The organism is Kitasatospora sp. NPDC002551 (genome assembly GCF_040296005.1).
Lineage (GTDB): Bacteria > Actinomycetota > Actinomycetes > Streptomycetales > Streptomycetaceae > Kitasatospora.
On sequence record NZ_JBEOWI010000001.1, the window covers coordinates 360,385 to 381,498 of the forward strand.

At 74.6% G+C, this 21,114-nt stretch carries 18 protein-coding genes; 4 read left to right on the forward strand and 14 right to left on the reverse strand.

What is annotated here, in order from left to right:
• Positions 1–38: 38 nt before the first annotated feature.
• Together ABT093_RS01595 and ABT093_RS01600 are read right to left on the reverse strand one after the other, a co-directional pair.
• Entirely contained in the window at positions 39–449 is a 411-nt protein-coding gene (locus ABT093_RS01595; RefSeq protein ID WP_350558709.1) for a hypothetical protein, read from the reverse strand.
• A gap of 47 nt (positions 450–496) precedes the next feature.
• The gene (locus tag ABT093_RS01600; protein ID WP_350558712.1) at positions 497–1,705 is read right to left on the reverse strand and encodes a serine hydrolase domain-containing protein; all 1,209 of its coding nucleotides are present in this window, start codon (positions 1,703–1,705) and stop codon (positions 497–499) included.
• A gap of 238 nt (positions 1,706–1,943) precedes the next feature.
• Between ABT093_RS01600 and ABT093_RS01605 the strand changes: the two genes are divergently transcribed.
• Positions 1,944–2,672 carry a GbsR/MarR family transcriptional regulator gene (locus ABT093_RS01605; RefSeq protein WP_350558715.1) on the forward strand — a complete coding sequence of 243 codons (729 nt, stop codon included), beginning with the start codon at positions 1,944–1,946 and terminating at the stop codon, positions 2,670–2,672.
• A gap of 311 nt (positions 2,673–2,983) precedes the next feature.
• On the opposite strand, the gene ABT093_RS01610 is transcribed toward ABT093_RS01605, so the two are convergent.
• Positions 2,984–5,791, reverse strand: a complete 2,808-nt coding sequence (locus ABT093_RS01610) for a helix-turn-helix transcriptional regulator (RefSeq protein WP_350558718.1) — start codon at positions 5,789–5,791, stop codon at positions 2,984–2,986.
• A 152-nt stretch (positions 5,792–5,943) separates the two neighbouring features.
• Here ABT093_RS01610 and ABT093_RS01615 point away from each other — a divergent pair, with 152 nt between their 5' ends.
• From ABT093_RS01615 to ABT093_RS01625, 3 genes are all read left to right on the forward strand, one after another.
• A complete protein-coding gene (locus ABT093_RS01615) occupies positions 5,944–6,321 on the forward strand; it encodes a nuclear transport factor 2 family protein (RefSeq protein WP_350558721.1) in 378 nt (125 codons plus the stop codon).
• An 80-nt stretch (positions 6,322–6,401) separates the two neighbouring features.
• Positions 6,402–7,823 (forward strand): MFS transporter, encoded by a 1,422-nt coding sequence (locus ABT093_RS01620; protein WP_350558724.1) that lies wholly within the window; start codon positions 6,402–6,404, stop codon positions 7,821–7,823.
• A 117-nt stretch (positions 7,824–7,940) separates the two neighbouring features.
• Positions 7,941–9,857, forward strand: coding sequence for a S9 family peptidase (locus tag ABT093_RS01625; RefSeq protein ID WP_350558727.1), 1,917 nt, complete (start codon positions 7,941–7,943; stop codon positions 9,855–9,857).
• A 94-nt stretch (positions 9,858–9,951) separates the two neighbouring features.
• On the opposite strand, the gene ABT093_RS01630 is transcribed toward ABT093_RS01625, so the two are convergent.
• The 11 genes from ABT093_RS01630 to ABT093_RS01680 form a co-directional block, all read right to left on the reverse strand.
• The gene (locus ABT093_RS01630; protein WP_350558730.1) at positions 9,952–10,212 is read right to left on the reverse strand and encodes a hypothetical protein; all 261 of its coding nucleotides are present in this window, start codon (positions 10,210–10,212) and stop codon (positions 9,952–9,954) included.
• Positions 10,213–10,308: 96 nt separating this feature from the next.
• Entirely contained in the window at positions 10,309–10,467 is a 159-nt protein-coding gene (locus ABT093_RS01635; protein ID WP_350558733.1) for a hypothetical protein, read from the reverse strand.
• 80 nt (positions 10,468–10,547) lie between these two features.
• Positions 10,548–11,351 carry an SURF1 family protein gene (locus ABT093_RS01640; protein ID WP_350558736.1) on the reverse strand — a complete coding sequence of 268 codons (804 nt, stop codon included), beginning with the start codon at positions 11,349–11,351 and terminating at the stop codon, positions 10,548–10,550.
• 481 nt (positions 11,352–11,832) lie between these two features.
• A complete protein-coding gene (locus ABT093_RS01645) occupies positions 11,833–13,386 on the reverse strand; it encodes a hypothetical protein (RefSeq protein WP_350558739.1) in 1,554 nt (517 codons plus the stop codon).
• Entirely contained in the window at positions 13,379–13,933 is a 555-nt protein-coding gene (locus tag ABT093_RS01650; protein WP_344345760.1) for a SigE family RNA polymerase sigma factor, read from the reverse strand. Before ABT093_RS01650 ends, ABT093_RS01645 begins: the two co-directional genes overlap by 8 nt.
• 373 nt (positions 13,934–14,306) lie before the next feature.
• On the reverse strand, positions 14,307–15,359 hold the full coding sequence (locus ABT093_RS01655) for an aspartate-semialdehyde dehydrogenase (RefSeq protein ID WP_350558742.1): 1,053 nt from the start codon (positions 15,357–15,359) through the stop codon (positions 14,307–14,309).
• Positions 15,356–16,636, reverse strand: a complete 1,281-nt coding sequence (locus ABT093_RS01660; RefSeq protein WP_350558745.1) for an aspartate kinase — start codon at positions 16,634–16,636, stop codon at positions 15,356–15,358. Before ABT093_RS01660 ends, ABT093_RS01655 begins: the two co-directional genes overlap by 4 nt.
• A gap of 354 nt (positions 16,637–16,990) precedes the next feature.
• Positions 16,991–17,722 carry a DUF5063 domain-containing protein gene (locus ABT093_RS01665; RefSeq protein WP_350558748.1) on the reverse strand — a complete coding sequence of 244 codons (732 nt, stop codon included), beginning with the start codon at positions 17,720–17,722 and terminating at the stop codon, positions 16,991–16,993.
• Entirely contained in the window at positions 17,715–18,314 is a 600-nt protein-coding gene (gene recR, locus ABT093_RS01670) for a recombination mediator RecR (protein ID WP_030392621.1), read from the reverse strand. The genes ABT093_RS01665 and recR overlap by 8 nt, the downstream gene beginning before the upstream one ends.
• A 181-nt stretch (positions 18,315–18,495) precedes the next feature.
• Entirely contained in the window at positions 18,496–18,834 is a 339-nt protein-coding gene (locus tag ABT093_RS01675) for a YbaB/EbfC family nucleoid-associated protein (protein WP_350558752.1), read from the reverse strand.
• Positions 18,835–18,904: 70 nt separating this feature from the next.
• Positions 18,905–21,085: a DNA polymerase III subunit gamma and tau gene (locus ABT093_RS01680; RefSeq protein WP_350558755.1), complete on the reverse strand. Its 2,181-nt coding sequence runs from the start codon at positions 21,083–21,085 to the stop codon at positions 18,905–18,907.
• Positions 21,086–21,114: the final 29 nt, after the last annotated feature.

The following is a 21,114-nucleotide window of genomic DNA, read 5'->3' on the forward strand; positions in this document are numbered from 1 at the left end:
TCTGCTGCCCCTGGAGCCGGACTGGACCGTGCTGCCGGTCAGGCCGCGATCGTGAGGGCCTCGTTGATCCGGCGGGTGATGTCGGCCATGACGGGGGTGGGCTCGCCCTTGCGGGCCTGCGTGGCGGTGGCCAGGGCCACGTTGACGATGCCGCGGAAGTTGTCGGCCTCGGCCGGGTCCTGGGCGTGGAGCAGGGTCGCGGCGGCGGTCAGGGCCGGGAGGACGTGGTCCGCGAGCTCGGCGACGGTCCTGCCGTCGAGGGCCGTCACCTTGGTGTTCGCGGCGAGCACGTGGCCGACCGGACCGGTGCCGGAGGCCAGGGCGACGGAGCCGTGGGTGGCGATCCGGTGGGGCGAGCCGGTGGCGTCGGCGGCGGCGAGCAGCGAGACGGCGCCGTAGGCGGCGGTGCGCAGGGTGGTCTTGTCCTGGTCGGTCAGGGTGAGGGACATGGTGGTGGGTTCCTTCGCTGTGGTGGGGTGGGGTCGTCGGCCCGCGGTCAGGCGTCGAGGGCCTGGTAGGCGGTGGTCCAGAAGTCGTGGATCAGCCGGGCCGAGTTCGGGACGGTCATCCCGACCTGGGTGAGCAGGAGGCCGGTGATCCCGGTCTCCGGGTCGGCGTAGGTGGAGGTGCCGCTGCCGCCGTCCCAGCCGAACTGGCCGATCGGCGCGTAGTCGCCGCGGTAGCTGCGCACGGCCATCCCGAAGCCCCAACCCCCGTGCTGCCCCTGGCCGTACGAGAGGTGGACGAGGTCACGGGCGAGGGCTTCGCGGGTGGCGGTCTGCTCGGCCGTGAGGCGGTTGGTGGTCATCAGCCGGACGGCCGGGCGGGAGAGGACGCGCTCGCCGCCGTGCGTGCCGCCGTTCAGCAGCATCCGGAAGTAGGCGTGGTAGTCGTCGACGGTGGAGACCAGTCCGCCGCCGGCGCCCGGGAACGCCGGGGGCTTGCTCCAGCGCCCGTCCGCCGGCTCGTCCCAGACGTGGAACTCCCCGGTCTGCGGGTCGGGGGCGTAGAGGGGCGGCAGCCGGTCGATCTTCTCGGCGGGCACGTGGAAGCCGGTGTCCTTCATGCCCAGCGGGTCGAGGACGCGCTCGCGGAGGAAGTCCTCGAACGGCTGCCCCGTGACCCGGGCGACGAGCACGCCGAGCAGGTCGCTGGCGACGTGGTACTGCCAGCGCTCGCCGGGCTGGTGCATCAGCGGCAGCGTGCCGAGGCGGCGCAGCCACTCGTCCGGCTCGGGCATGGGCTGGGGGAGGTCGGGCGTCAGACCGTTCTCGATGATCGCGGTCATGATCGGGGCACCCACCGCCGTGATGTCCATGCCGAGGCCGAAGGTGGAGGTCAGCACGTCCCGGACGGTGATCGGCCGGCGGGCGGGGACGGTGTCGTCGAGCGGACCGTCGACCCGCTTCAGCACCCGGCGGTCGGCGAGTTCGGGCAGCCAGGTCTCGACCGGGTCGTCCAGCCGCAGCCGGCACTCGTCGAGCAGGACCATGGCGGCGGCGACGGTGACCGGCTTGGACGTCGAGGCCATCCGGAAGACGGTGTCCCGGCTCATCGGCGCGCCGCCGCCGTGCGACATGGTGCCGACCGCCTCGACGTGGGTCTCGCCATCACGGGCGAGGAGGGCGACGACGCCGGGGACCTTCCCGGACTCGACGTGGCGCTCCAGGATGATGCGGACCTTGCGCAGGCTGTTCCTGTCCATCATGAGTCTCCCCACTCATTGCTGTTCGAGAACCTCTGAACAACGACGAAGCTACATTGCGTTCAGAGATTCGTCAACGCGCAAAGAGGCTCGCAATGCCCCTTCATAGCAAGGGATACTTGGAAGTCATTGCAATGAATATGAAGCTGAACGCAATGATCGATCAGGCCGCCGTTGCAATGAGTTCCGAGTGAATGCATACTCGCACCACGTGTCGACAGACGGAGGACGAGGACCGATGCCCGGAGGCAGGCTCACCAGTGAGGACCGTCAGCGCATAGCCGCAGGGCTGGCCGAGGGGCTGGGCTACGCCGAGATCGGGCGGCGCCTGGAGCGGCCCGCCTCGACGATCATGCGCGAGGTGACCCGCAACGGCGGGCCGGAGGACTACCGGGCGGAACGGGCCGCCGAGGCCACGCAGACGCGGGCGCGGCGGGCGAGGAAGGACCGGCCCGAGGTACCGGCGGTGTCCGACAGCGGGTACGGGCGGGATCCGGAGGCGGTACAGGGCTTCACGGAGGCCTTCACCGCGCTGATCGCGCAGTCGGGGCTTCCCCGGATGGAGGCGAGGGTGCTGGCCGCCGTCTTCACCACCGACGCCGGCGCCCTCACCGCCGCCGACCTGGTCCAGCGCCTGCGCGTCAGCGCCGCGTCCGTCTCCCACGCCGTGGGCTTCCTCGAACAGCAGGGCCTGATCAGGCGCGAACGCCTCCCCGGCGAGCGCCGCGAGCGCTACGTCACCGACGACGAGATCTGGCTCCGGTCCATCCTCGGCGCCGCGGAGATGAACGCGACCCTGGCCGGTATGGCCCGCCAGGGAGCCGACGTCCTCGGGAAGCAGACCCCGGCGGGCGCCCGCTTCGCCTCGTCCGCCGAACTCTTCGTCCTGATCAGCGAGTCCATGCGCGGGCTGCTGGAGCAGTGCCGGCACCACCTGGCCGCCCGGGACGCCGAACGCGAGGAGTGATCCGCCAGGCGGTCCGGCTGCGCGGCCACGGCATCCACCTCCCCTTCCTCCTCCGCGGCGCCCCGCCGAACGGCGGAGGAGGAGACACGCCCGGACCCATCGGCCGGGGACCGCGTTCGTCATCGCCCTGGCGCCCGACGAGGACCCGGACCTGGAGCCGACCGGCCGCCTCCACAGCCACGACGGACGCGTCGTCCCGTACGAGATCATGCGCTGGTTCATGGAGCACGTGACCGAGGAGGTGGACCATTGCCGCGCCGAACCGGCGCGGGGAGGTGCCGAGTCGGCGGAATGACCGGGGCTCTCGCGGCTCAGAAGAGCGCCACCAGTTCCGTTCGCGAGGTGATCCCCAGCTTCGGGTAGGCCTTGTAGAGGTGGTGGCCCACCGTGCGCGGGCTGAGGAACAGCTGGGCCGCGATGTCCCGGTTGCTGAGCCCCTGCGCGGCCAGCCGGGCGATCTGCAGTTCCTGGGGGGTGAGGACCGTGAGCGCCCCTGCCGGAGCGGTCGGGGCGGCGGTGCCGGTGGCGGTCAGTTCGGTGCGGGCGCGGTCCGCCCACGGCGCGGCGCCGAGCCGTTCGAAGGTCTCCAGGGCGGCGGTGAGGTGCGGCCGGGCGTCCGTACGCCGGCGCTCGCGCCGCAGCCACTCGCCGTACAGCAGCGCCGTCCGTGCCTGCTCGAACGGGCGGTGGGTGCCCTCGTGCAGGTCGAGGGCCGCCCGGTACGCGGACTCGGCCGACTCGTCGGGGCCCAGCAGCGCCCGGCAGCGCAGCCGCAGCGCCTGCGCCCAGGGCGTGCCCGCCGCGGCCGCCCAGCGTGCGAAGCGCTCGTACGGCCCGGCCGCCCGCCGCGGCTCGCCCAGCCGGACGGCCGCCTCGACGAGGTCGGGCACCGCCCGGGTCGCGCCCACGTGGTGCCGGTAGGGCCCGGTGGTGAGCGTGTGCAGCCGGTCGGCGGCGGCGGCCGCGCGGCCCCGGCCGAGGTCCAGCAGGGCGAGTGCCCACTGCGCCCACGGCGCGCCGGCGGCCGGCGCGGACGAACCTGGGGCGAGCGCCTCGGCGGCGAGTTCCGCGCACCGTTCCTCCGCCCCGCCGAGGGCGGCCAAGCAGGCCAGGATGGCCGCGAGTTGGCTGGTCCACTGGTGCTGCCCGGTGTCCCGGGCGAGCGCGAACCCCTCCGTCGCCGTGACCTCGGCGTCCCGGTGCCGTCCGTGGAACAGCTCGGCCTCGGCCAGGAAGAACTGGAGCGTGGGGAGCACCCCGACCGTCCCCTTGGCCCGTGCCTCGGCGGCGAGTTCCGCGGCCAGTTCCAGCGTCTCGTGGTCCCGCCCGAGGACGAGCGCCGCGCCGCACAGCTGCACCAGGTCGACCGGGCTCTCCGCCCCCGCCTTCCGCGCCGCCTCGGCGGTCCTCCGCACGTCGGGCGCGGGCCCGGCGGGACGCCCCAGCGCGGGCAGCACGGCGGCCGGCAGGGCCCGGGCCAGCGGGGCGAGCGGCTCGTCGGGGCCGAGCGGGAGGACGGCCAGCCGGTCGAGCACGGTCGCCACCGGCTCCTCGCCGACGTACCAGGCGGCGTGGAAGGCCTGGAGCAGCATCCGCGCCGCGTGCGCGGGCTCGATGTCGGTGGCGGCGGCGTCCAGCAGCAGCCGGTACGCGGCCGGGTAGGCGCCGCGCCAGAAGTGGGCGACCGCCCGGACCTGGTCGAGCAGGGCGTGCGCGAAGACGTCGTCGGTGCGCGCCCCGGCCCGCTCGGCGAGCGCCTCGGCCTGCGCCAACTTGCCCTCCTCGGTGGCCGCTTCGGCGGCGAGCACCAGTCGGCGGGTGGCGCCGTCGCGGTCCGGGGTGAGCCCGGCGGCGCGCTCGTACGCGGCCGCCGCGCCGCCGTGGGCGCCGCGCGCCTCGGCCCGTTGCGCGGTGCGCTCCAGCGCGTCGGCGAGGCCGGCGTCGGGCGCGGTGGCGGCGAGCGCGAGGTGCCAGGTGCGCCGGTCGCCGTCCTCCAGGGCCTCGCCGATCGCCCGGTGGACGGCCAACCGCTGCTGCAGGGGCGCCCGTTGGAGGAGGGCGGCGCGCAGCAGCGGGTGCCGGAAGGCGAGCCGCCGGTCGGCGCCGACGGCCACCAGCCCGGCCTGTTCGGCGGGCTCCAGCGCCGCCCCGGCGGCCACGCCGAGGGCCGTCGCGGCGGCCAGCACGACGTCCGCCTCGCCGTTCTCCTCGGCGGCGGCGACCAGGAGCAGGGTCTGGGTCGCCGGCGGCAGGCCGGTGACCTGGCCGTGGAAGGCGATCTGCAGCCGGCTGGTCAGGGCGAGTCCGCCGCTCCCGGACTCCGTTTCGGCCAGGGGGAGTTCGACGAGGGCGAGCGGATTTCCGGCCGCCTCGTCGAGCAGCCGCCGGCGGGCCGGTCCGGTGAGCGCCGCGCCCGCGCGGTCGTCGGGCAGGCGGACATCGGGCAGACGGGCATCGGGCAGCCGGACGGCGGGCAGCCGGACGGCGGGCAGGCGGACGCCGAGCGATCGGCCGCCGAGCAGCCGGTCGTCGAGCAGGCGGACGGCGTCCGGCTCGGCGAGCCCGGTCAGCCGAAGCTCCGGGAGTCCCGCGAGCGGCAGCGGCTCCGCGCCGGCGCCCGCGTCCCGGGCGGCGAGCAGCAGGGCGACGCCCTCGGCCTGGAGCCGGCGGGCCGCGATCAGCAGCGCGTCCAGCGAGGAACGGTCGAGCCAGTGGACGTCGTCGACGACGCACAACAGCGGCCGGTCGGAGGCGAGTTCGGCGAGCAGGCCGAGCACGGCCAGTCCGGTGAGCAGCCGGTCCGCGCCACCGGGCGCTTCCCCGAGCCCGAACGCGCCCTCCAGCGACCGCCGTTGCGGCCCGGGCAGCGCGTCCAGCCGGTCCAGACCGGAGGCCAGCAGCAGGCTCAGCCCCGCGAAGGGGAGTTCGGCCTCGTACTCGACCCCGGTCGCCCTGATCACCCGGACGCCGTCCCCGGCCGCCGACACCGCGTACTCCAGCAGCGCCGTCTTGCCGATCCCCGGCTCGCCGCGCAGCACCAGGACGCCGCTGCGACCGTCCCGCGCCCCGTCGAGCAGCGCGTCGACGGCGGCCCGCTCCCGTTCCCGCCCGTACAGCACCCCGGTCTCCCTCCCGCTGCCCCGACCCTACTGGCGGCGACGTACGTACGCCCTACCCATCCGTGACGGATTCGCCCGCCGGCCGCCGTCCGTACCTTTTCGACCAGCGGGAACGACCCGCTCAACCACCCAGCAGGACAAGGGAGAAGACGATGACCGCCACCCAGTCGACCGACCTCCGGCAGCTCGCCGCCCGCTACCTGGCCGCCTGGAACGAGACCGACCCGGCCGCCCGCCGCAAGCTGGTCGACGACGCCTGGGCCGAGGACGGCAGCTACACCGACCCGCTGGCCGCCGTCACCGGCCGCGCGGGCGTCGACGCCCTGATCGGCGCCGCGCAGGCGCAGTTCCCCGGGCTGGTGTTCACCCTCGGCCCGGTCGACGCCCACCACGACATCGCACGTTTCACGTGGAACCTCGGCCCGGCCGGCGAGGAGCCGCTGGTCATCGGCTTCGACGTGCTGGTCGCCGACGCGGCGGGGCGGATCGCCTCGGTGTACGGCTTCCTCGACCGCGTCCCGAGCGCCTGAGCCGTCCTGCCGACCCATCGACCGCCGGGCGGGCGCCCCACCGCCCGCCCCGTCCCCGACACCCCAGGAGGGAAGAAGCGTTGTCCGGCACGCTCACCGCCCGCCCGACCGCCTCCGCGACCACCGCCGGCGCCACCGCCCCGCGCGGTCTGCTGCCGGTCCTGCTGACCGCGACCTTCATGACCGCCCTCGACGTCTTCGTCGTCAACGTCGCCATACCCTCCCTCCAGACCGATCTGAGAGCCGGGCCCGCCGCCGTCCAGTGGGTGGTCGCCGGCTTCGGCCTCGCCCTCGCCGCCGGGCTGATCACCGCCGGCCGGCTCGGCGACCGCTACGGCCGGCGCCGGACGTTCGGGCTCGGCCTGGCCTTCTTCACCCTGGCCTCGGCGGCCTGCGGCCTGGCCCCGACGGCGGGCACGCTGGTCGTCGCCCGGATCGCCCAGGGGCTGGCGGCGGCGCTGATGGGCCCGCAGGTGCTGGCGATCCTGCGGACGGCGTACAGCGGCGCGGCGCAGGCCCGGGCGTTCGCGATGTACGGGCTGACCATGGGCCTCGGCGCCGTCTTCGGGCAGCTGATCGGCGGGGTCCTGATCCGCGCCGACCTGTTCGGCCTGGACTGGCGCAGCTGCTTCCTGCTCAACCTGCCGGTCGGCCTCGCCGCGCTGGCGCTGGTGCGGCGCTGCCTGCCCGAGTCCCGCGCCCCGCACCGCCCGGGCCTGGACCCGGTGGGCGTCGCACTGGTCACCGTCGCGCTGACCGGGCTGGTGCTGCCGCTGATCCAGGGCCCGGAGGCCGGCTGGCCGCCGTGGACCTGGCTCTGCCTGGGCGGCGCGGCGGCGCTGCTCGTCCTGTTCGCCGTCCACCAGCACCGCGGCGGGCGGACGGGCGGCTCGCCGCTGGTCGACACCCGGCTGTTCGCCGACCGGGCGTTCACCACCGGCCTGCTCGCCCAGCTGGCCTTCTGGCTCGGCCAGGCCTCGTTCTTCCTGGTGCTCGCCCTCTACCTGCAGCCCGGCCGCGGCCTGGACGCGCTCGGCGCGGGCCTGGTCTTCACCGCGATCGGCCTCGGCTACCTGGTGACCTCCACCACCGCGCACCGCGTCGCCGCCCGGCTGGGCCGGCAGACGATCGCGCTCGGCGGGCTGCTGATGACCGCCGGTCTGGGCCTGCTCGGCCTCGCGGTGCACACCGCCGGTTCCACCGGCAGCGTCTGGTGGCTGGCGCCCGGCCTGTTCGTGGACGGGCTGGGGATGGGCCTGGTGGTCGCCCCGGTGACGTCGGTGGTGCTGGCGGGCGTGGCACCGCGGCTGGCCGGCTCGGCGGCGGGTCTGGTGGCCACCGTGCAGCAGGTGGCCGGGGCGCTCGGGGTCGCGCTGATCGGCATCCTCTACTACGCCGCCGACGACCCGGCCGGCGCGTTCGGGCGCAGCCTCGCGGCGCTGGCGGTGCTGGAGGTGCTGCTGGCGGGCCTGGTCCAGCTGCTGCCCCGCCGGACGGGGTGAGCCCCCGGGCGGGAGGGGAGGGGCGGGGGAGGGGAGGGCCGCGGTGTGTTCCTCCCCTCCCCTTCGGGTTCCGCCCTCCCGTTCCGTTTCCTCCCCCCGATCGGGTTGGATGGGTGGATGAGCGAGGAGAAGAGCGCCGTACCGGCGTGGGAGCAGCGGTTCAGGGCGGCACGGGTCTCCCTGCCGGACTGGGCGGAGGACGCCCCCGACCGGGCGCTGTACGTGTCCAACGCCAGCGGCGCCTACGAGGTCTACGCGTGGGACCGCGCCACCGACACCCACCGGCAGGTCACCGACCGCCCCAACGGCACCACCGACGCCGAGCTGTCCCCCGACGGCGCCTGGATCTGGTGGTTCGACGACAGCGACGGCGACGAGTTCGGCATCTGGCGCCGCCAGCCCTTCACCGGCCGGCCCGAGGGCGCCGAGGGCCCGGACGAGGAGGCCGTCCCCGGACTCGCCCCGTCCTACGAGGCGGGCCTGGCCCTGGGCCGGGACGGCACCGTGGTGGTCGGCCGCTCCACCGACGACGGCGGCACCACCCTGCACCTGCGCCGCCCCGGCGCGGCCGAGGCCGTCGAGATCTACCGGCACGCCGAGTACGGCGGCGTCGGTGACCTCAGCCACGACGGGACGCTGCTGGCCATCGACCACACCGAGCACGGTGACGCCATGCACGGCGCGATCCGCGTCGTGCGGCTGCCGGCGGGCGGTGGCGACGGCACCGGTGGAGACGGCAACGATGGCGCCGCCGAGGTCGTCACCGTCGCCGAGCTGGACGAGGTCACCGGCAGCGACGAGCCGCGCGGGGTGGCCTGCCTGGGCTTCGCGCCGCTCGACGGCGACACCCGGCTGCTGGTCGCCCACCAGCGCACCGGCCGCTGGGAGCCGATGATCTGGGACGTCGAGACCGGCGAGGAGACCGCGCTGGTGCTCCGCGACGAGCAGGGCCGCGAGCTGCCCGGCGACCTCTCCGCCCAGTGGCGGCCCGACGCCCGCACCCTGCTGATCGAGCACGAGTACGAGGCGCGCAGCGAGCTGTTCTCGTACTCCCTGGACGAGCACGTGCTCACCCGCCTGGACACCCCGCGCGGCACCGTCGGCGGCGCGACCCCGCGGCCGGACGGCACCGTGGAGTTCCTCTGGTCCTCCGCCGCCGAGCCGTCCGCCGTGCGGTCCACCGCCGGCACCGTGGTGCTGCGCGCGCCCGGCGCCGTCCCGCCCGGCTCGGTGCCGGTCGAGGACGTGTGGGTGGACGGGCCCGGCGGGCGGGTGCACGCGCTGGTCCAGCGGCCCGCCGGGGCGGGCGACGGGCCGTTCCCGACCGTGTTCGAGGTCCACGGCGGCCCGACCCACCACGACAGCGACTCCTTCGCCGCCGGACCGGCCGCCTGGCTGGACCACGGCTACGCGGTGGTCAGGGTCAACTACCGCGGCTCCACCGGCTACGGCCAGGCCTGGACGGACGCGCTGCGCGAGCGGGTCGGGCTGATCGAGCTGGAGGACATCGCCGCCGTGCGCGCGTGGGCGGTGGCGAGCGGGCTGGCCGATCCGGAGCGGCTGGTGCTATCCGGCGGCTCCTGGGGCGGCTACCTGACGCTGCTCGGGCTCGGGACGCAGCCGGAGCTGTGGAGCCTCGGCGTCGCCGCCGTGCCCGTCGCGGACTACCTGACGGCGTACGACGACGAGATGGAGGCGCTGAAGGCGATCGACCGCACGCTGTTCGGCGGCACGCCCGAGGAGGTGCCCGAGCGCTGGACGGCGTCCTCGCCGCTGACGTACGTCGAGCGGGTGCGGGTGCCGGTGTACATCAGCGCCGGGGTGAACGACCCGCGGTGCCCGATCCGGCAGATCGACAACTACGTCGAGCGGCTGGAGCGGCTCGGCAAGCCGCACGAGATGTACCGGTACGACGCCGGACACGGGTCGCTGGTCGTGGACGAGCGGATCAAGCAGCTGCGGCTGGAGATCGACTTCGTCCGCCGGCACCTCGGCGGCGCGGCGGTGGGCGAGAATCAGGCGGACACGGAGTAGTCGAGCAGTCGGTACGGGGGGTACGGGTGAGACGCCTGTTGACGATCGTGGGGGCCGGGGTGGCCGGGGTGCTGGTGCTCACCGGCTGCTCGGGTCAGGACGACGACGACGGCGGGGGGAGCGCGGCCTGCCCGCCGGCCTCCTCGCCTTCGGTGACGGCGTCGCCGTCGGTGTCGGTGTCGGTGTCGGTGCCGCCGTCGGTGTCGGTGTCGCCGTCATCGGCGCCGACGGCCACCTCCACGGTGGTGAAGGCGGCGTTCCGCACCACGGTGGCGGACGGCGACGTGGTCGTGCTCGCCAAGTCGGGCGGGGGGTCGAGCGGGTCGAAGGGGTCCTCGGGATCCAAGGGGTCCAAGGGCTCGAAGAGCGGCCGTACGACGCGGCACCACAGCGACACGTACAACTCGGACCGCAACGGCAGCAACGGCAGCAACAGCAGCCGCAGGTGCGACTACCCGCCGCCGACGGTCTCGCCGTCGCCCAGCGCGTCGCTGTCCGGCGCGCCGTCGGCCGGTGCGCCATCGGGCGGTGCGCCGTCGGGCGGTGCGCCGTCGGCCGGTGCGCCGTCGCCCGCCGCGCCGGCACCGTCCGCGCCGGTCGTCCCGACCAAGCCGACCGTTCCGGCCAAGCCGGCCGTGCCGCCGGTGAAGCCGACCCGCTGATCGGCGGGCCGCCGCCGGTCCGGCGCCGTCAGTCCAGGACCGGGTCCAGCCCGAGGGCCCGGTCCTGCTCCGCCTCCGCCTCGCGGCGCAGCAGGCGGAACCACATGAACACCACGAAGCCGCCGAAGACGAACCACTCCAGCGTGTAGCCGAGGTTCTGGAACGCGCGCAGGGAGAGGCCGTCGCCGCCCTGCGGCTGCACGGTCGGCACGGGGGTGAGGCCGTCCGGCGCGGCGTCGGCGGCGACCCAGCCGTCGTACCAGCCGTCCAGCGCGAGCTTGTTGACGAGGGCGGCCCGGTTGATCGTGCCGAGCTGCCCGTCCGGGAGGCCGCCGGCCACGGCGCCGCCGCTGCCGCTGGTCTCGCCGGCCTGGAGGCGACCGGTCACGGTCACCTCACCGGTCGGCGCGGCCGCCACGGGGCTGCCGGCGGCGGCCCCGCCCGCCGGGGGCGCACCGGCGGCCCAGCCGCGGACGACCGCGGCGGTCCGGCCGTCGGCGGTGCGCAGCGGGGTGAGCACGTAGTAGCCCTGCCTGCCGTCCAGCACGCGGTTGGGGACGAGCAGTTGGTGCTCCTGGTCGAAGCTGCCGGTGATGGTCACGGCACGGCCGACCGTGTCGGTGGTGACCTGCGGGCGATCGGCCGCGAGCAGTTCGTCGAGCGGCCGCGGGGCGCCGCCGTCGGCCACCGCCCGGCTGATCTCCTGGTGCGAGGAGACCCGGTCCTCGAACCGGCCGAGCTGCCAGGAGCCGAGCAAGACGCACACCGCGACGGCCGCCACGGCCAGCGCGGTGCCGCTCAGCCAGCGCGGGGTGAGGAGGAACCGGTACACACCCCCCACGGTAACCACTCTTCACACCCCGCCCGCCCCCAGGGCCCCCGCGCGCCCACCACCGACTCCTCCCGCCCCACGGAATCGGCAGACCGGTCTACCGATTCGGGCCGGGCCGTCGCGGACGCCACTTGGAGTGGGAAGTCGGACCGGCCGACTTCCCACTCCCGGCGCACCCCCACCCCCGCCGACCCAGCGGACCCAGCCCCGAATATGCAGACCGGTCTGCATAGCCCCCTCCCCCGCACCCAACCACCGGAGTGGAAAGTCGAACCCGCCGACTTCCTACTCCCGCCACGCTCTGGCCCCGCCCTGTCCAGGACTGAATATGTCGACCGGTCTACCTACTAAGCCCACCTTCAGTAGACCGGTCTACATATTCCACCGCCCCGCCCGCCGCCGCCCGCCCCCGCTCCGGAGCAGGAAGTCGGACCCGCCGACTTCCTGTGCGCGAGCACGCCGCGCGGCCCCCGGCCGCAGGTCACCCGGCCGAGGACGGGGAGGTGCTGGGGGCGGACGCCGGGGCGTCGGTGGGGAGGAACTGCGGCGTCGTCCGGTAGACCGTGCCCGCACAGGCACCGGGCAGGACGACACTCGCGGCGGCCGGGTTGCCCGGCGCCGGGGTGTACACCACCGTGACGCTCGCCGAGGGCTTGCTCGGGCCCGGCGTCGGGGTGGCCGACGGGCTCGGCGCACCGGTGGGCGCGCCCGTCGTCGTCGTGGTCGGCCGCGGCACCGCCGTCGGCTCCCCGGTGGGCTCGGCTCCCGGGACCGCCCCGGGCACCTCGCCGGTACCGCCCGCCGCCGTCGCCGGGCCACCCGTCTGGGGCCCTCCCGCCGCGCCACCGCCCGAACCCGCCGCGCCACCGCCGGAGGTCCCGCCCGTTCCCGAGCCGCTCGCCTCACCATCGGAGCCGGCGCCGGAGCCGGATACGGCACCACCGGTACCGGCACCACCGCCCGCCCCCGGCACCGCGCCCGGACCCGTCCCCGGGCCGCCGCTCGCCGTACCACCGGGACCGGCCGGACCACCGCCCCCCGTCGTACCGCCGCCGGACGTGCCCGGCTGCCCGGTGCCGGCGGACGCGCTGGGCGAGGCCGTCCCGCCGGGGACGGAGCAGCCGGTCGGGTCCGGGATCCAGGCGAAGTCCACCCGGTACCCGGCCCGGGGCGCGAGGACGGCTCCGTCGCTCCCCGCGTCCTTCCCCGTCGCGGGACCGGACGAGGGTCCGGGTGCGGGCAGGTCGGTCGCCGGATCGCCGGCGGTGTGGAAGGCGATCCGGATCCGTCCGGCGTCCGCCGCCGCGACACCGGTGACGGTGACCGAACCGGGACCGCCCAGCTGGCAGCTGCGCCCGGAGACGTTGGTCACGGTGAAGGAGCCGTAGATCCGCCCCTCGGCGTCCGCGGCACCGATGTGCGCGGTGCCCTGCCCGAGGTCCGAGCGCGTGCACAGCGCCGCCACCGGGGCGTTGGTCCCGCCGGTGGTCGTGGCGGTGGACGGCGCGAAGGTGCCGGGCGCGGGGCGGGTGGTGCTGGGGCCGACGCTCGGCGAGCCGTCGACGGTGCCGGACGGGCTGCCCGGCGCGACCGGCACCCCGGTGACGGCGGCCGCCGGCAGGTCGGGCGAGCCGGTGACGCCCCCGGGAACGGTGCCCGCGACGGTCGCGGAGGCGCTCCCGCTCGCGGTACCGGGCGAACCGGGGCCGCCGGACAGGCCGAGGTGGTCCGCGGTGTGCAGGGCCGGCAGCAGGAAGGTGGCGGCCGCGGCCACGGCGGCGGCCCCCGTCCACGCCCCGCGCCGGACGGCCCGCCGCCGCGGCACCGCGCGCCGGATGTGCTGCAGGCCGCCGGGCGCGGGCCGCACGTCGGCCACGGCCCGCTGCATCAGCTCCCGGACCAGCCGCTCCTCGCGCTCCTGGGGATCCTCCCCCGCACGCGGAGCGCCCTCACCATGCGGAGCACCCCCATCACGCGGAGCGCCCCCGCCACCAGGAGCACCTCCGCCGGCGCCCGTGCGATCGTTCTCAGCCATGCCCGGCCTCCATCTGGACCCGCAGCGCGGCGAGCCCTCGTGAGCCGTACGCCTTCACCGAACCCAGCGAGATGCCCAGCGTCTCCGCCACCTGCGCCTCCGTCATGTCCACGAAGTAGCGCAGCACCAGAACCTCCCGCTGACGGCGTTGCAGACCCCGCAGCGCGACCTTCAACTGGTCGCGCTCCAGCGCATCGTAGGCGCCTTCCTCTGCACTGGCCATGTCAGGCATCGGCTTCTGCAGCAGTCGCAGGCCGAGGATCCTGCGCCGCAGCGTCGAGCGGGACAGGTTGACCACGGTCTGCCGCAGGTAGGCCAGCGTCTTCTCCGGTTCGCGCACCCGCCGCCGGGCGGCGTGCACCCGGATGAAGGCCTCCTGGACGACGTCCTCACAGCTCGACAGGTCGTCGAGGAGCAGGGCTGCCAGCCTCAGCAGGGAGCGGTAGTGCGCCTGATAGGTCTCGGTGAGCAGATCCTCGCTGGTCCCGGCGGCGGTACCGGCGGTACCGGCGCCGGAATCCGCGGCGCCGGGTGCGACTGCCGTCATCTGGTTATCTTCCGGCCTATCCGCAGGCCACTGGACACGCGACGGGAACGTCACCGCGGCTGCCGCCGAGATGCCCGCCCCTGCCCCCACCATCACGTTCGCCACGCCCGTTGGACACTCGATCCCCTGTCATGGTTGCCCAGCCCGGCGGATATTCTCCCGCATCGGCCGAAGGCCCCTCCAGAGGATTCGGCGAGGATTCCTCGCGCAGTCGGCGAACATCCCGCGCAGAGCCGGGCCACCGCCCTCACACCTCGCGCGAAACAGCTCCCCCGGGCCCCGCCCCCACCCTGCGACGCGCCCCGGAAGCGCGAGGCAGCGCACCCCGGAAGGCCCGAGGCAAAGCGCCCCGGGACGGGCCCGGGCACCGGCTCTAGAACACGCCCTCCGCGGCCACCAGCTCCGCGATCCGAAGCGCGTTCAGCGCCGCGCCGCGGCGCAGGTTGTCCCCGCAGAGGAAGAGGTCCAGCGCGTTCGGGTCGTCCAGCGCCCGCCGCACCCGCCCGGCCCACACCGGGTCCGTCCCGACCGCGTCGTTCGGTGTGGGGAACTCCCCCGCCGCCGGGTCGTCGTACAGCAGCACCCCGGGGGCCTCCGCCAGCAGCTCCCGGGCATGCTCCTGGGTGACCTCGCGCTCGAACACCGCGTGCACGGCGAGCGCGTGGGTGCGCACCACCGGGATCCGCACGCAGGTGGCGGAGACCTTCAGCCGGGGCAGGCCGAGGATCTTGCGGGACTCGTCGCGCACCGTGCGCTCCTCGGACGACCAGCCGCCGTCCGTCAGCACGCCGGTCCAGGGCACCGCGTTGAGCGCGAGCGGGGCGGCGAACGGTCCGTGGTCGGCGATCACCGCGCGCAGGTCGCCGGTCTGCTCGCCGACGTCGGTGCCGGCCACCTGGGCGAGCTGCGTGCGCAGCGCGTCCGCGCCGGCCCGGCCGAGCCCGGAGGCGGCCTGGTAGGAGGCGACGACCAGCGATTCCAGCCCGTACTCGGCGTGCAGCGCGCCGATCGCCGCGAGCATGGTCAGCGTGGTGGAGTCGGGGCTGGCCACGATGCCGCGCGAGCGCATCCGGGCGGCCGCCGCGTTGACCTCGGGCACCACCAGCGGAACGGCGTCGTCCAGGCGGAACGCGCCGGAGTTGTCGACCACCACGACGCCCTTGGCGGCCGCGATCGGCGCCCAGCGGGCGGCGATCTCCTCGGGAACGTCGAACAGCGCGACGTCGATCCCGTCGAAGACCTCTTCCGTGAGCGGGAGCACCTCGACTGGCTCCCCGCGCACGACCGCCTTGCGGCCGGCCGAGCGCGGGGAGGCGACGAGACGGATCTCGCCCCAGATGTCCTGGCGGAGGGAGAGCAGGCCGAGGAGCACCTCGCCGACCGCGCCGGTGGCGCCGACGACGGCGAGGTTCGGCCGCCGGGTCATCGCCCGGTGCCTCCGTAGACGACGGCCTCGTCCGTCTCGCTGTCCAGCCCGAAGGCGGTGTGGACGGCCTGGACGGCCGCGTTGACGTCCTCGGCGCGGGTGACCACCGAGATGCGGATCTCCGAGGTGGAGATCAGCTCGATGTTGACGCCGGCCGCGGAGAGCGCCTCGAAGAACGTCGCGGTGACGCCCGGGTTGGAGCGCATGCCCGCGCCGACCAGCGAGATCTTGCCGATCGCGTCGTCGTAGCGGAGCGACTCGTAGCCGATGCCGTCCCTGACCCGGTCGAGCGCGTCGATGGCCTTCTGGCCCTCGGTCTTCGGCAGGGTGAAGGAGATGTCCGTCAGGCCGGTCGAGGCCGCCGAGACGTTCTGCACGACCATGTCGATGTTGATCTCGGCGTCCGCGATGGCACGGAAGATGCGCGCCGCCTCGCCCGGCTTGTCGGGCACGCCGACGACCGTGACCTTCGCCTCGGACGTGTCATGGGCGACTCCGGAGATGATGGCCTGCTCCATCTCGCCCCCTTCGGGCTGGTTCGGGTTGTCGTTGCTGACGATCGTCCCGGGGAGGCCCGAGAAGGACGAGCGTACGTGAATCGGGATGTTGTAGCGGCGCGCGTACTCCACACAGCGGTCGAGCAGCACCTTGGAACCGGACGAGGCCAGCTCCAGCATGTCCTCGTAGGCGATCCAGTCGATCTTGCGGGCCTTCTTCACCACGCGCGGATCGGCGGTGAAGACGCCGTCCACGTCGGTGTAGATCTCGCAGACCTCCGCCTTGAGGGCGGCGGCGAGGGCGACCGCGGTGGTGTCCGAGCCGCCGCGGCCGAGCGTGGTGATGTCCTTGCTCGACTGCGAGACACCCTGGAAGCCGGCCACGATCGCGATGTTGCCCTCGTCCAGGGCGGTGCGGATGCGGCCGGGCGTCACGTCGATGATGCGCGCCTTGTTGTGGACGGAGTCGGTGATGACACCGGCCTGGCTGCCTGTGAACGACTGCGCCTCGTGGCCCAGGGATTTGATCGCCATGGCCAGCAGCGCCATGGAGATGCGCTCTCCAGCGGTCAGCAGCATGTCGAACTCGCGGCCGGCGGGGAGAGGTGACACCTGCTCCGCGAGTTCGATGAGCTCGTCCGTCGTGTCGCCCATCGCGGACACCACGACGACGACCTCATGGCCGGCCTTCTTGGCATCAACGATTCGACGGGCCACGCGCTTGATGCCCTCGGCATCCGCAACGGATGAGCCGCCGTACTTCTGCACGACAAGGCCCACGTGCGCTCCTCGACTTGTGTCGTCTTCGGGGGCGATCGGCCCCCGCACCCCCGGGTGGCGGGGGTTGTGCGGTCGGCGCCAGTCTACCGAGCGGGGGTCCTACGACCTCCGCTTTCCATATGATGAGACACACGTTTCAGCAGGTGAGCGGGGGTGCGGGCGGTCCCACCGGCAGGTCTGCTGGCGGACCCCCGCCGTTCCGAAGAATCGGCGGACGAACGGATGACAGCCCCGGGGTTTTCCGCTCCGCGCGCGCGGGTGAGGCTTCCGTCACAGTCCGCCGCCCGCCACCGCGCGGGGTCCGGACTCCGCCCGCCCACCATCGCGGAGGGGGGCACCGGCCGCCGCTCCGGACTACCGGCCCAGGCCCAGCTCCGCCGCCATCAGGTCGCCGGCCTGCTGCTCCAGCTGCTCGTCGGTGAGCCCGTCGTTGTCGGTGTCAGCGCCGTCCGGCGCCGCCCCGATCGGGCTGTCCAGCCGAACGTGCGCGATCAGCGACTGCAGCGCCCGCAGGACGGCCGTGCAGGTGGTGCCCCAGTTCGACAGGTACGAGAACTGCCACCACCAGAGCGCCTCGCTGACCCGGCCCTCGCGGTAGTGGGTGAGCCCGTGCTGCAGCTCGCCCACCACCCCGGCCAGGTCGTCCGAGATCCGGAAGGCGTTCGGCTTCTCCGGCGGCCCGTACGGGTCGAAGACCTCGTGGTAGACGTCGATCGGCGCGAGCAGCTCGGCCAGGCGCTCGCGCAGCTGCTCGCCGTCCGGCTCCGGTCCGGCGTCGGGCTCGAAGCGGTCCTCGGGGACGACGTCCTCGATCGCGCCCAGCCGGCCGCCGGCCAGCAGCAGCTGCGAGACCTCCAGCAGGAGGAGCGAGACGGCGCTGCCGGGCTCGTCACCCTTGGCGACCTCGGTCACCGAGAGCACGAAGCTCTCCACCGAGTCCGCGATCTGCACCGCGAAGTCGTCCGGCTCCGAGCCGTGCCCGTGGGTGTGCGGGGCGTGCCCGGCGTCCTGGGCGGTGCGCCGGTCCTGCTCCGGTCCGGCCTGGTGGGGCGTGTGGGGCTGCTGGTTGGTCGTCCGGTCAGACATCGAGCAGTCGTCTCCCTTCGAAGGCGCGGCCGAGCGTGACCTCGTCCGCGTACTCCAGATCCCCGCCGACGGGCAGGCCGCTCGCCAGGCGGGTCACCTTCAGGCCCATCGGCTTGCAGAGCCGGGCCAGGTAGGTGGCGGTCGCCTCCCCCTCCAGATTGGGGTCGGTGGCCAGGATCAGCTCGGTGACCGTGCCGTCGGCGAGCCGCGCCAGCAGCTCCCGGATCCGCAGGTCGTCCGGGCCGACGCCCTCGATCGGGCTGATCGCGCCGCCCAGAACGTGGTAGCGGCCGCGGAACTCCCGGGTGCGCTCGATGGCGACGACGTCCTTGGGCTCCTCGACGACGCAGATGACCGCGAGGTCACGGCGCGGGTCGAGACAGACCCGGCACTGCTCGGCCTCCGCGACGTTGCCGCAGACGGCGCAGAACCGGACCTTGTCCTTGACCTCCAGCAGCGCGTGCGCCAGCCGGCGGACGTCGACGGGGTCGGCCTGCAGGACGTGGAAGGCGATCCGCTGCGCGCTCTTGGGCCCGACGCCGGGCAGCCTGCCCAGTTCGTCGATCAGGTCCTGAACCACGCCCTCGTACAACGTCGCGCCTTCCCTCGGGTTGGACCGGTGGCACCCGCACGGGGGTGCTCCGGTGCCATCATCCAACGAATCGGACGCCGGGCACACCGCCCGACGCCCGACTCCCGCATAAATCACACAGGTCCATCGGTTGAACTCCGGACCGTCACGGCCCGGCGTCCCCCGGACCGTTCCGCCGTTCTCAGAACGGCAGGCCCGGGATCCCGCCGCCGAGGCCCTGGGTCAGCGGGCCCATCCGCTCGGCCTGCATCTTCTGCGCGGTCTGGTTGGCGTCCCGGACGGCCGCCAGCACCAGGTCCGCCAGCGTCTCGGTGTCCTCCGGGTCCACGGCGGCCGGGGCGATGGTCAGCGCCACCAGTTCCCCGGCACCGGTCACCGTCGCCTCGACGAGGCCGCCGCCCGCCGAACCGGTCACCTTCGCCTCGGCCAGCTCCTGCTGCGCCTGGGCGAGGTCCTGCTGCATCTTCTGCGCCTGCTTGAGCAGCGCCTGCATGTTGGGCTGGCCACCACCGGGAAACACGGCTCACTCCTTGCGTTCGTCCTGCGCCTGCTACGTCCTCTGGTACGTCCTCGACGAGCCTACGTGCCGGTCAGTTCCCACCGTGCCGGATCTCCTCCAGCACCGTGGCGCCCAGCTCGCGGATGATCAGCTCCTGACCGGAGAACGCGTCCTCGTTGAGGTCGGGGTCGTCCTCCTCCGGGATGTCGTCCTCCGGAGCCACGGCCCGCACGGGATGCGCCGGGGCCGCCGGGGGCGGAGCCTGGACGGGCGGGGGCACCGGTGCGACCGGCGCCGCCTGCGGCTGCGGCTGCGGTGCGGGCACGGCCGCGGGCGCCGGAGCGGGGGGCTGCACCGGGGGCGCGGATGCCGCCGGGCGCGCCGGTGGGGCACCCCAGCCGCCCCCGCCACCGCCACCGCCGTAGCCGCCCGCGCTGCCGCCACCGGACCCGCCACCGGCACCGGCACCGGCACCGCCGGACGGGTCCACGATGCACTCGATCCGCCAGTCCACGCCGAGCGCGTCGGCCAGCGCGGAGCGCAGCACGTCGTCGCTGTTGCTGCTGACGAAGCTGTCGCGGGCGCCCGCGTTGATGAACGAGACCTGGAGCACGCTGCCGTCGAACCCGGCCACCTGGCCGTTCTGGCTGAGCAGGATCCAGGTGAACCGGCGCCGGTTCTTCACCGCCTCCAGGATCTGGGGCCACAGCTGCCGCACCTGCGCCGCGCCCTGCTGCGCCGCCGCCGACGGCTGCCCGCCGGGCGCCGCGGCCGGAACGGGCGCGGGGGCGGGTGCGGGGGCAGGGACGGGCGAGGGCGCCGCGACGGGGACCGGCGCCGCCGGGGCGGGCGCGGCCTCGACCGGCTCGCCGGCGGGCGGGAAGCTCCGCTTGATCGGCCAGGCCCCGGGCGCCGGCCCGGTCGGCTGCGCGGGCGCGGGCGCCGGGTGCACGGGAGCCGCCGGCTGCGGCACCTGCTGCTGCACCTGCGGTGCCACCTGCGCCACCGGAGCGGCCGGCATCACCGGCGGAGCCGCTGCCGGAGCGACCGCCGCCATCCCACCAGCAATTCCACCGGCCATCCCACCGGGCATTCCACCGGCCAGCCCGCCCGCCGCGGCCCTGCGCTCCAGCTTGTCCAGCCGCGCCTGCAGCGACAGCTCGTCGCTGTACGCGCCCGGAAGCATCACCCGGGCGCAGATCAGCTCCAGTTGCAGCCGGGGCGCCGCGTTGCCGCGCATCTCCGTCAGCCCGGTGTTGACGATGTCCGCCGCCCGGCTCAGCTCGGCCGCCCCGAAGGCGTCCGCCTGCGCCTGCATCACCGCGACCCGGTCCGCCGGGGCGTCGATCAGGCCCTTCTCCCCCGCGTCCGGCACTGTGGCGAGGATCACCAGGTCGCGCAGCCGCTCCAGCAGGTCCGTGACGAACCGCCGCGGGTCGTGCCCGCCCTCGACCACCCGGTCGATCACCTGGAACACCGTCGCCCCGTCGTGCGCGGCGAACGCGTCCACCACCTCGTCCAGCAGCGCCGAGTCCGTGTACCCGAGCAGCGCGGTGGCCATCTGGTAGGTGACGCCGCCCTCGCCCGCACCGGCCAGCAGCTGGTCCATCACCGACATCGAGTCACGCACCGAGCCGGCACCGGCCCGCACCACCAGCGGGAACACCGTGTCCTCGACCTGGATCCCCTCCCGGCCGCAGACCTCCGCCAGGTAGTCGCGCAGCGTTCCGGGCGGCACCAGCCGGAACGGGTAGTGGTGCGTCCGGGACCGGATCGTCCCGATCACCTTCTCCGGCTCGGTGGTCGCGAAGATGAACTTGAGGTGCTCCGGCGGCTCCTCCACCACCTTCAGCAGCGCGTTGAAGCCGGCCGAGGTCACCATGTGCGCCTCGTCCAGGATGAAGATCTTGTACCGGCTGTGCACCGGCGCGAAGAACGCCCGCTCCCGCAGCTCGCGCGCGTCGTCCACACCACCGTGCGAGGCCGCGTCGATCTCGATCACGTCGATCGACCCGGGCCCGCCCGTGGCGAGGTCCCGGCAGGACTGGCACTCGCCGCACGGCGTCGGCGTCGGCCCCTGCTCGCAGTTCAGACAGCGGGCCAGGATGCGCGCGCTCGTCGTCTTGCCGCAGCCGCGCGGGCCGCTGAACAGGTACGCGTGGTTGACCCTGTTGTTGCGCAGGGCCTGCTGGAGCGGAGCGGTCACGTGCTCCTGCCCGATGACCTCCGCGAAGGTCTCGGGGCGGTAGCGGCGGTACAGGGCTAGGGACACACCACCGACGATATCGGGACGGACCGACA

What these genes read in the sequence shown, in the direction of transcription:
- ABT093_RS01615 (WP_350558721.1), top strand. Translation starts at nt 5,944, where the DNA reads ATGACCGCCACCCAGTCGACCGACCTCCGGCAGCTCGCCGCCCGCTAC.
- ABT093_RS01625 (WP_350558727.1), top strand. Translation starts at nt 7,941, where the DNA reads ATGAGCGAGGAGAAGAGCGCCGTACCGGCGTGGGAGCAGCGGTTCAGG.
- ABT093_RS01665 (WP_350558748.1), bottom strand. Translation starts at nt 17,722, where the DNA reads ATGTCTGACCGGACGACCAACCAGCAGCCCCACACGCCCCACCAGGCC.
- ABT093_RS01600 (WP_350558712.1), bottom strand. Translation starts at nt 1,705, where the DNA reads ATGGACAGGAACAGCCTGCGCAAGGTCCGCATCATCCTGGAGCGCCAC.
- ABT093_RS01645 (WP_350558739.1), bottom strand. Translation starts at nt 13,386, where the DNA reads ATGGCTGAGAACGATCGCACGGGCGCCGGCGGAGGTGCTCCTGGTGGC.
- ABT093_RS01655 (WP_350558742.1), bottom strand. Translation starts at nt 15,359, where the DNA reads ATGACCCGGCGGCCGAACCTCGCCGTCGTCGGCGCCACCGGCGCGGTC.
- ABT093_RS01605 (WP_350558715.1), top strand. Translation starts at nt 1,944, where the DNA reads ATGCCCGGAGGCAGGCTCACCAGTGAGGACCGTCAGCGCATAGCCGCA.
- ABT093_RS01595 (WP_350558709.1), bottom strand. Translation starts at nt 449, where the DNA reads ATGTCCCTCACCCTGACCGACCAGGACAAGACCACCCTGCGCACCGCC.
- ABT093_RS01650 (WP_344345760.1), bottom strand. Translation starts at nt 13,933, where the DNA reads ATGACGGCAGTCGCACCCGGCGCCGCGGATTCCGGCGCCGGTACCGCC.